We start from the raw sequence: 9517 nt of genomic DNA, 5'->3' as shown, positions 1-9517 counted from the left end.
AGAGTCTGTACTGGATTTTGAAGCCTTTTAAAGATCGGTCAACCGATCATATTGGCCTTAACTGATCGGCATTACGCTCAGGCGCCCTTTTGTTTTTAATATTATTTCAAAGCTACTTCTGAAATTGATAAACACTGCCAAGCTTTAATATCTGAGTTAACTCATCCAATGCAGTGCGCGATTCTATAATTAACTGCGGATCGGCTAAATCAGCCACAACTAAGCTGTCACGGTAATGCTTGTCTACCCATAGATTTAAGCGGCTAAATAAAGCGTCATTCATCAAGGTGTTTTGATTGACTGCGGAGATTTCTAACTCACTCATAGCAACACGTAGACGTAAACATGCTGGGCCGCCACCATTTTGCATGCTTTGCTTTACATCATAATATTGAACTTGCTTGATTGGTGTACCTAACGTAACTAATTCGTTTAGATAGGCAAATACTGCAGGATTTTCTTGGCAGTTAGTTGGGGCAATGATTGCCATTTCGCCATTGGGTAGGGTGATAATTTGGGTATTAAATAAGTAGCTCTTAACGGCATCATTTATCGAGACTTGTTCAGTAGAAACTTTAACAAAGTGAACATCAGCATTCATTTTGCGGCGAATTTCTTCAAATTTCGCGTCAGTATTTAAAAAAGCCTGTTCGTGATAGAACAACACATTTTGGTTGCCTACTGAAATAACATCGTTATGGAAAACACCTTGATCGATTACATGAGGGTTTTGTTGGATAAAAACACTGCTTTCGTCATCTAATTGATGCAAACGTGCAACAGCTTGCGATGCTTCTAATGTTTGTCTTGCTGGAAACTTTGTTGGTTTTATCGCATTCGGATTTGTGGCTTCTTGGCCGTATACAAATAACTCAACACCTGAGTGACCGTAATCATTACAAAGGCGAGTATGATTAGCCGCGCCTTCATCACCAAAACTTGCGTGTTCAGGTAAATGTTGATGATGTTTGAAGAAACGCTCGTCTTTAAAAGTCGCTTTGAGGATATTACCAGTAGTGATAGGTTCAATACTGCGGTGTAACTTGTCGACTAAGTTTGCAGGCGTGAAGTGAACTTTACCATCACGAGTATCAGCACTAGGAGACACTGTCGCTGCATTTGCGGTCCACATAGATGAAGCACTACAGCAGGCATTGAGTAATGCAGGAGCTTGCTTGGCGGCTTGTGTTAACACTTCAGCGTCAGAGCCAGCAAAACCCATACGGCGTAGCGAATAAAGGTCTGGACGCTCTTGAGGGGCTAACACACCTTGAATCATGCCAAGATCTGCGAGTGACTTTGCTTTTTGAAGCCCTTGCTTAGCGGCAGCCTTAGGGTTTGATGCTTGGGCAGCGTTACTGTATGAAGCAACGTTACCAAAAGATAGCCCTGCATAGTTGTGCGTTGGCCCGACTAGACCATCGAAGTTCGCTTCAAAGTGCTTCATTTATTTTCCTTAATAGTCATTCTTATTGTTATTTAAATAGGTTTTTTACGATTTAATTTTGTGAAATTACCGTCAGTATACTGATGATATAAGGGTTAACAAGCGGTGACTCGGGTCGCAAATATTGAAAAAGTGACTAAACATGCACAAGTTTTACTTGCTAGACCCTAAATAATGAAATATTACTTTTTATTAACGCAATATTATTTTTTCTCCTTTTTTATAATTGATTAAAAAATGGCTCGCTGGACACATATTAGAGGTATTTACTTGAAACATTCGTCTCAACACTCTATATATGGAACCAATTTATATCTGTTAGAGACTTTTTGGCGCAAATTAAACTATGGGTAAATCACTAGTTATTGTCGAATCGCCGGCCAAAGCCAAGACTATTAATAAGTACCTTGGTAAAGAATTCATCGTTAAATCGAGTGTAGGTCACATCCGTGATTTGCCTACATCATCATCGCCAGACAGCACGGTAGCGACTAAAACGCCGGCTGAAGTTAGAAAAATGGCGCCTGAAGAAAAAGCTAAATACAAACTCGCGCGGGATAAACGAGCTTTAGTTGCCCGTATGGGGATTAACCCAGAAAAAGGCTGGGCGGCTAAGTATCAAATCCTACCAGGTAAAGAAAAAGTCGTTAAAGAACTGCAAGCATTAGCTGAAACTGCTGACCACATCTATCTCGCAACCGATTTGGATAGAGAGGGTGAGGCAATTGCATGGCATTTGCAGGAAATTATTGGTGGTGACGAATCTCGTTATCAGCGCGTTGTGTTCAACGAAATTACCAAAACAGCCATTCAAGATGCATTTAGCAAACCATCTGTACTTGATACCAACATGGTTAACGCACAACAAGCGCGTCGCTTTTTAGACCGAGTTGTGGGTTTCATGGTGTCGCCATTACTTTGGAAAAAAGTAGCTCGCGGTTTATCTGCAGGCCGTGTTCAATCGGTAGCCGTTAGACTGGTAGTTGAGCGTGAAGGTGAGATTAAGGCATTTGTCCCTGAAGAATTTTGGGATGTGCATGCTGATTTAGCAACTTCGCAAGCTCAAAAGCTAAAAATGCAAGTGGCAAAATATCAGTCGGCGGCCTTTAGTCCAATTAATGAAGCTCAAGCTCAAGTAGCGTTAGATGCGTTAAAAGATTCAAAGTTTGTGGTTACCGGTCGTGATGATAAAGCGACATCAAGTAAACCATCAGCGCCTTATATCACCTCAACATTACAACAAGCAGCGAGTACTCGTCTTGGTTTTGGTGTTAAAAAGACCATGATGATGGCGCAGCGTCTTTATGAAGCAGGGCATATTACCTATATGCGTACCGACTCGACTAATTTAAGTCAAGAAGCGGTAGATGGCGTACGGGAAATGATCGCTTCTGAGTACGGCAACGACTATTTACCAGAAAACCCAATTCGATATGGTAGTAAAGAGGGCGCTCAAGAGGCGCATGAGGCTATCAGACCGTCTAATGTTAAAATCCTATCAGCTACAATGACTGACATGGAAAGAGACGCTCAGCGCCTTTATGAGCTTATTTGGCGCCAATTCGTTGCATGTCAAATGAATCCAGCTAAATATGATGCGACTCGTTTGACTGTGACTGCAGGTGATTACGAACTTAAAGCTAGTGGTCGTACACTGCGCTTTGACGGTTGGACTAAAGTGCAACCGCCAATGGGTAAGAAGAACGAAGAAGACAAGACTTTGCCAGTGGTTAATAAAGGCGATGTGTTAGATCTAAATGAATTGTTACCTAAACAACATTTTACTAAGCCGCCTGCACGTTTTAGTGAAGCGTCATTAGTTAAAGAGCTTGAAAAGCGCGGTATCGGTCGTCCATCAACCTATGCAACGATTATTTCAACTATTCAAGACCGCGGTTATGTAAAAGTAGAAAACCGTCGATTCTTCGCTGAAAAGATGGGTGAAATTGTTAGTGACCGTTTAGTTGAAAGCTTCAGTGACATTATGAACTTTGACTTTACAGCTAGCATGGAGCAAACCCTTGATGATGTCGCTCAAGGTAAACTTGAGTGGAAAAAAGTCCTTGATGGTTTCTATGGCGATTTAACTAAGCAACTTAAACATGCAGAGTTAGATCCGGAAGAAGGCGGCATGCGTCTAAATGAGATGGTGCTGGCTGAAGACATTAAGTGTCCAACCTGTGGTCGCCCAATGGGTATTCGTACCGGCACCACCGGTGTGTTCTTAGGCTGTTCTGGTTATGCTTTACCGCCAAAAGAGCGCTGTAAAACCACCATGAACTTAACACCAGGTGAAGAAGCTGTCAGCGACAATGAAGATGCTGAAACTGATGCACTGCGTGCTAAACATCGTTGTGTTAAATGTGGCACCGCAATGGACAGTTATCTCATCGATGAAGAACGTAAATTACATGTTTGTGGTAATAACCCAACCTGTGAAGGTTACGAAATCGAAGCTGGTCAATTTAAGATTAAAGGTTATGAAGGACCAATCATTGAATGCGATAAGTGCGGCAATGATATGGAACTTAAAAATGGCCGCTTTGGTAAATACTTTGGTTGTACCAACACCGAATGTAAAAATACCCGCAAGTTACTAAAAAGCGGCGAAGCGGCGCCACCTAAAGAAGATCCTATCTTCTTACCTGATTTGAAATGTACTAAGTCTGATGCACATTTTGTATTGCGTGACGGCGCGGCAGGTATTTTCCTTGCAGCAAGTACGTTCCCTAAATCTCGTGAAACACGAGCGCCTTTGGTTGAAGAACTGGTTCATTATCGTGAGCAACTTTGGCCAAAATATCAGTACCTTGCCGATGCGCCAGTTACCGATGATGATGGTAATAAAGCCGCAGTTAAATTTAGTCGTAAAACCAAAGAGCAATATGTTGCTACTGAAGTTGACGGAAAAGCCACTGGTTGGTCATCAAAATTCATTGGTGGCAAATGGGTGAGCGAATCAACTAAGAAAAAGCCAGCTAAGAAAGCGGCGGCCAAAAAGCCAGCAGCGAAAAAAACAGTAAAGAAAAAGGAAGATTAATCTTCTTTCTCTAACAAATTAGCGATTGAAAAAAATGGGACCATAGGGTCCCATTTTTATTGCTCAATTTTCATGTTTTTTAATCATCTAAATAAACAGCTATAGGATAATTAGCATTGCTGTTTTGATTATTAGGGGGCGATTATATTTCACTCAATAAAAAAACCTCCGAAGAGGCTTTAAAATCTGTAAATTAAATAAGTTAACCCGTTACCACTTCTTTTTAGGTTGAAACAACATATCAATATCATCACCTTCATTTTTATTCGGTTTTACTGCATCTGGGATCACTTGTTTTTGCTGTGAGTTAATCTCACTGAGTAACTCCTTTGCTTCGTCAACTTTGCGGGAAATAAATGGGTCATCCGGGGTTTTCGCTTTAATCGCTTGCAGTGTGGCTAGCGCCTTCGACACCATTTGCTTAGAAGAGCCAAATTGTTTTAGCGAATTAGACGCTCTTGCTCTTGAAAGCATGGATTCAACATTGATGCGTAACTGGTAACTGTCGATACGACTTTCTGCTTCAGCAAACACCTGCGGCTCTATTTTACCTTTATTATTTTCTGCCCGAACAATGGCTTTTAATTTTTTAAGCATTTGTACTAATTCTAGAATTTGCTTGTCATTGTCAGGTAAACGAAAGTTTTCTATGGCTAAGGCTTGCATTGCATTGTTATTTAAATTGGTTATTTGCGCTTGAATATCAATTTGTCTGCGTTGGTAATCCGCCTGCTGAGGCTGATTTACTAAATAGGAAACCGACACCTGTAGGGCTTCATTGATGCGTTTATATAACACCAAAATAATACTGCTAGGAAAAGAAGCTAAGCCGGTGCTGGAAAGTACTGACTCAGTTTCATCTATGATGGCTCGCTGACGTTTTAATTCCATTCGGCGTTCGGCTTCAGCACGCTCTTTTTGTTGTTGTATCAGACTGATACCAATGATGAGGAGAAAAAGTGCACCTATAAGGATCAGTACCAAAGTAAAGGTCATGTGGTTTCCATTCAATAATAAAATTGGACAGTGGCTTAACTGCCACTTTTATAAATATCTAAGCTGGTATTCTAGCTTATGAAAAAGTGTGTGTCGTAAAAAAGTCTTACATTGTGACGAAAAATTGTGGAAATAGTGACACAGTGGTCAAGATTAGCATTACAGAGCAATAACATGCAAAACTCTCAATGTTGTTATTACTGTTTGCATTAATATTTTAGATGTTCTATAACATTTAGCTATAAGGTTAAAATAATATGTGATTGGCAAGGGTGAAGGTCGTAACATGAAATTACAGCAACTAAGATATATTGCCGAAGTGGTAAAACATAATTTAAATGTCTCGGCTACCGCTGAAGACCTTTATACTTCTCAGCCGGGGATCAGCAAACAAGTACGGATGCTAGAAGATGAGTTAGGGATCCAAATCTTTGGTCGCAGTGGTAAACATCTTACACATGTGACCCCAGCAGGCCAAATGGTCATTGATATTTCTAATGACATTTTGGGTAAAGTTGAAAGCATTAAAAAAGTATCAGAAGAATATACCCAGCCTAACCAAGGCGAGCTGAATATCGCAACGACAGATACTCAGGCCCGTTACGCTTTACCGCAAGTGATTAAGCCTTTTATTAAGCGCTATCCGAAAGTTAACTTACATATGCACCAAGGTACGCCATCGCAAATTAGTGAACAAGCTGCTCGCGGTGATGCCGACTTTGCCATTGCAACTGAAGCTATGCATCTGTATTCAGACTTAATTATGTTGCCTTGTTACCATTGGAACCGTTCTGTGGTGGTGACCAAAGATCATCCGTTGGCCAATCGTAAAACATTAACCATTGAAGATTTAGCTGAATTTCCGTTAGTGACTTATGTGTTTGGCTTTGATAAAGCCTCAGAAATAGAAAAATCATTTAATAAAGCCGAACTTGAGCCCAGAGTGGTATTTAGTGCTACGAGCGCTGACGTGCTAAAAACCTATGTCAGATTAGGCCTAGGTGTGGGTGTTATTGCTTCTATGGCCATTGACCCAATTATTGATAAAGACTTGGTTGCCATTGACGCAAGTCATTTATTTGCCCACAGCACCACTAAAATAGGCTTTAGACGTGGCAGCTTTTTAAGAAGTTACATGTATGACTTTATGTATAACTTCGCCCCGCATCTCACCCGTGATGTGGTAGAAAAAGCGGTTGCGTTACGTGATCAGCAATTGATTGATGAAATGTTTGCAGGCATGACGTTACCTGTTCGCTAGTTTTGAACTTGAAGGGGGCATAAGCTGTGTTCAAACAAAAAAATCTCGCGAATGCGAGATTTTTTATTTGAAGCTGATAGCAAGTTAACGTGATTTAGTCTGGTGCGTAACCATGCACACCAATCGCTTTATCATCTAAATAGGCGATGTTATCCACCATTTTTAAACGCTGTAAGCTGAACCACTTAACGACCAGTGGGTAAATAGCATGCTCTTGTTCATGTACACGTGCTGCAAGCGTATCAACATCTTCTTCTTCATAAACCGGTACTTTAGCCTGCAAAATCACAGGCCCAGCGTCAAGCTGCGGAATAACAAAGTGCACACTGGCGCCATGTTCAGCATCTTTGGCATCTATGGCTCTTTGATGGGTATTTAATCCAGTGTATTTAGGCAATAAAGAAGGATGGATGTTGATTATCTTTCCCAGATATTGGCTAACAAATTCATCAGATAAAATCCGCATAAAGCCAGCAAGTACAATTAAGTCAGGTTGATATTTCTCGATGGCTTGCTTCAGGCGTTGATCATAATGGACTCGAGTTTCATCTTTGCGTGCAATAACGCAGCTAGTATCAATTTCACTCTGATGCGCACGGATTAATCCATAGGCATCAGGCTTGTTACTAATTACGCCGACTACCTCAGCACTGACATTGTCATCGCAACCATCAATAATGGCTTGTAAATTACTACCATTACCAGAGATGAGTACTAGAACACGACAGCAATCAGTCATCTAGTTAATCTCCACTTGCTCTTCGTCACCTTGGCGAGTAGCAATTTCACCGATTAACCAAGCGTTTTCACCTTCAGCTTGTAGCAAGGTTAATGCGGCATCAACTTGCTCTGCTGGTAAGGCGATTATCATGCCTACACCGCAGTTAAAGGTGCGGTACATTTCAAATTGTTCAATGTTGCCGTTTTCCATTAACCAATCGAAAACCACAGGCCACTGCCAAGAATCACCTTTGACAACTGCTTTGCAATCGTTTGGCAGTACACGAGGAATATTTTCCCAGAAGCCACCGCCAGTGATATGAGCCATGGCATGCACTTCTGTTTGTTCAAGCAGCTTTAAAAGCGGCTTAACATAAATTCTTGTTGGTTCTAACAGATGATCGATTAGCGGCTTACCGGCTAAATCTTGCTTAGGATCCGCTTTGCTTACTTCAAGTACTTTACGAATTAAAGAATATCCATTTGAATGAGGACCAGTAGAACCCAGAGCAATTAACGCATCGCCTGATTTTACTTTAGTACCATCGATGAGGTTTTCTTTTTCAGCAACGCCAACACAAAAGCCTGCTAAATCGTAATCTTCACCTTCGTACATACCTGGCATTTCAGCGGTTTCACCACCGATTAATGCACAACCAGACTGAAAACAGCCTTCTGCAATGCCATTAACAACTGAAGTTGCGGTTTCGACATCAAGCTTGCCTGTTGCGTAGTAATCAAGGAAGAATAAAGGCTCTGCACCAGATACGATTAGGTCATTAACACACATAGCAACTAAATCAACACCGACAGTGTCATGCTTTTTGTAATCAATGGCTAAACGCAGTTTTGTACCAACACCGTCAGTACCAGAAACTAATACAGGGTGTTTATATTTAGTTGGTAGCTCGCATAGCGCGCCAAAACCACCTAAATTGCCCATAACTTCAGGACGATGAGTGCGTTTTACTGCAGTTTTAATGTTATCTACTAATGCATTACCAGCATCGATATCAACGCCAGCGTCTTTGTAACTAAGTGGTGTAGGAGTAGTCACGGAGGATCCTCTAGGGTACATCGTTTTATGGGATTTTATGCGGCGATATTCTAACAGCTTGTGATCGTCGTCGAAAGCCATCATTTGGATTTATGCGCCCATGAAAACAGTTTTCTGTAATAGTTTTATTGTTTTAGCGTGAGATTGTTTGCAAATATGAAACTTTATGTTTTCTAATGAGGATAAATAAACTAAGATTTGAAGAATTTGCGAAAAATATCTCATCAATAGGAGTGCAAAAATGAAAGTCGTTGAAGTTAAACACCCGCTAATCCGCCATAAAGTGGGTTTAATGCGTGAAGCTGATATTAGTACTAAAAGATTTCGTGAGCTTGCTACTGAAGTCGGTAGTTTATTAACTTATGAAGCCACTTCTGATTTTGAAACTGAAAAAGTAACCATCCCTGGCTGGAACGGCCCTGTTGAAATTGAGCAAATAAAAGGTAAAAAGGTGACAGTGGTACCTATTCTGCGTGCTGGTCTTGGCATGATGGATGGTGTCTTAGAGCATATGCCTAGCGCTAAAATTTCAGTTGTGGGTATTTACCGTGATGAAGAAACACTTGAGCCAGTGCCATATTTTGACAAGTTAGTCAGTAATGTTGATGAGCGTGTTGCCATTGTGGTTGACCCAATGCTTGCTACTGGTGGCTCAATGATTGCGACTATCGATTTACTAAAAAGCCGTGGCTGTGTGTCTATTAAAGCATTAGTGCTTGTGGCGGCCCCTGAAGGTATTAAAGCACTAGAAGCTGCCCATCCTGATATTGAATTATACACTGCCGCTATTGATGACTGCCTAAATGAGCAAGGTTATATTTTACCTGGTTTAGGTGATGCTGGTGATAAGATATTTGGTACTAAGTAACTAACCTCTGTTACTAACATTGTTAAGCAATAAAAAGGGAGCCAATTGGCTTAATGCCGTTCACTTAACGTGAACGGCTTTCTTTTTTATGGGGTATCGGTCCTTCGAACACTTCAGCACTCTAGGGT

7 protein-coding genes are annotated in these 9517 nt (G+C 41.0%); 3 read left to right on the top strand and 4 right to left on the bottom strand.

The genetic code is table 11. From position 1 onward, the window contains the following. Positions 1-112: 112 nt before the first annotated feature. Positions 113-1447, bottom strand: a complete 1335-nt coding sequence (gene astB / locus Q4546_RS18805) for an N-succinylarginine dihydrolase (protein ID WP_303446834.1) — start codon at positions 1445-1447, stop codon at positions 113-115. A 346-nt stretch (positions 1448-1793) separates the two neighbouring features. Between astB and topA the strand changes: the two genes are divergently transcribed. Then, entirely contained in the window at positions 1794-4487 is a 2694-nt protein-coding gene (gene topA, locus Q4546_RS18800) for a type I DNA topoisomerase (protein WP_303446833.1), read from the top strand. 210 nt (positions 4488-4697) lie between these two features. Here the strand turns inward: topA and Q4546_RS18795 are convergent, their stop codons facing one another. Beyond that, complete coding sequence (locus Q4546_RS18795; protein WP_102476128.1) at positions 4698-5483, bottom strand: hypothetical protein; 786 nt, start codon at positions 5481-5483, stop codon at positions 4698-4700. Positions 5484-5769: 286 nt separating this feature from the next. Between Q4546_RS18795 and cysB the strand changes: the two genes are divergently transcribed. After that, positions 5770-6744, top strand: a complete 975-nt coding sequence (gene cysB, locus Q4546_RS18790) for an HTH-type transcriptional regulator CysB (RefSeq protein ID WP_102440502.1) — start codon at positions 5770-5772, stop codon at positions 6742-6744. Between the two features lie 94 nt (positions 6745-6838). Here cysB and purN read toward each other — a convergent pair whose 3' ends face one another. Continuing rightward, on the bottom strand, positions 6839-7483 hold the full coding sequence (purN, locus tag Q4546_RS18785) for a phosphoribosylglycinamide formyltransferase (RefSeq protein WP_303446832.1): 645 nt from the start codon (positions 7481-7483) through the stop codon (positions 6839-6841). After that, positions 7484-8521, bottom strand: coding sequence for a phosphoribosylformylglycinamidine cyclo-ligase (gene purM, locus Q4546_RS18780; protein ID WP_102440497.1), 1038 nt, complete (start codon positions 8519-8521; stop codon positions 7484-7486). A 241-nt stretch (positions 8522-8762) separates the two neighbouring features. Here purM and upp point away from each other — a divergent pair, with 241 nt between their 5' ends. After that, positions 8763-9389 (top strand): uracil phosphoribosyltransferase, encoded by a 627-nt coding sequence (gene upp / locus Q4546_RS18775; RefSeq protein ID WP_076536836.1) that lies wholly within the window; start codon positions 8763-8765, stop codon positions 9387-9389. The last annotated feature ends 128 nt before the right edge of the window (positions 9390-9517 follow it).

Source organism: Shewanella sp. 4_MG-2023 (assembly GCF_030548015.1).
Taxonomy (GTDB): domain Bacteria; phylum Pseudomonadota; class Gammaproteobacteria; order Enterobacterales; family Shewanellaceae; genus Shewanella.
The sequence above is the reverse complement of the archived record's forward strand: the minus strand, read 5'-3'. Positions and strand labels throughout refer to the sequence as shown.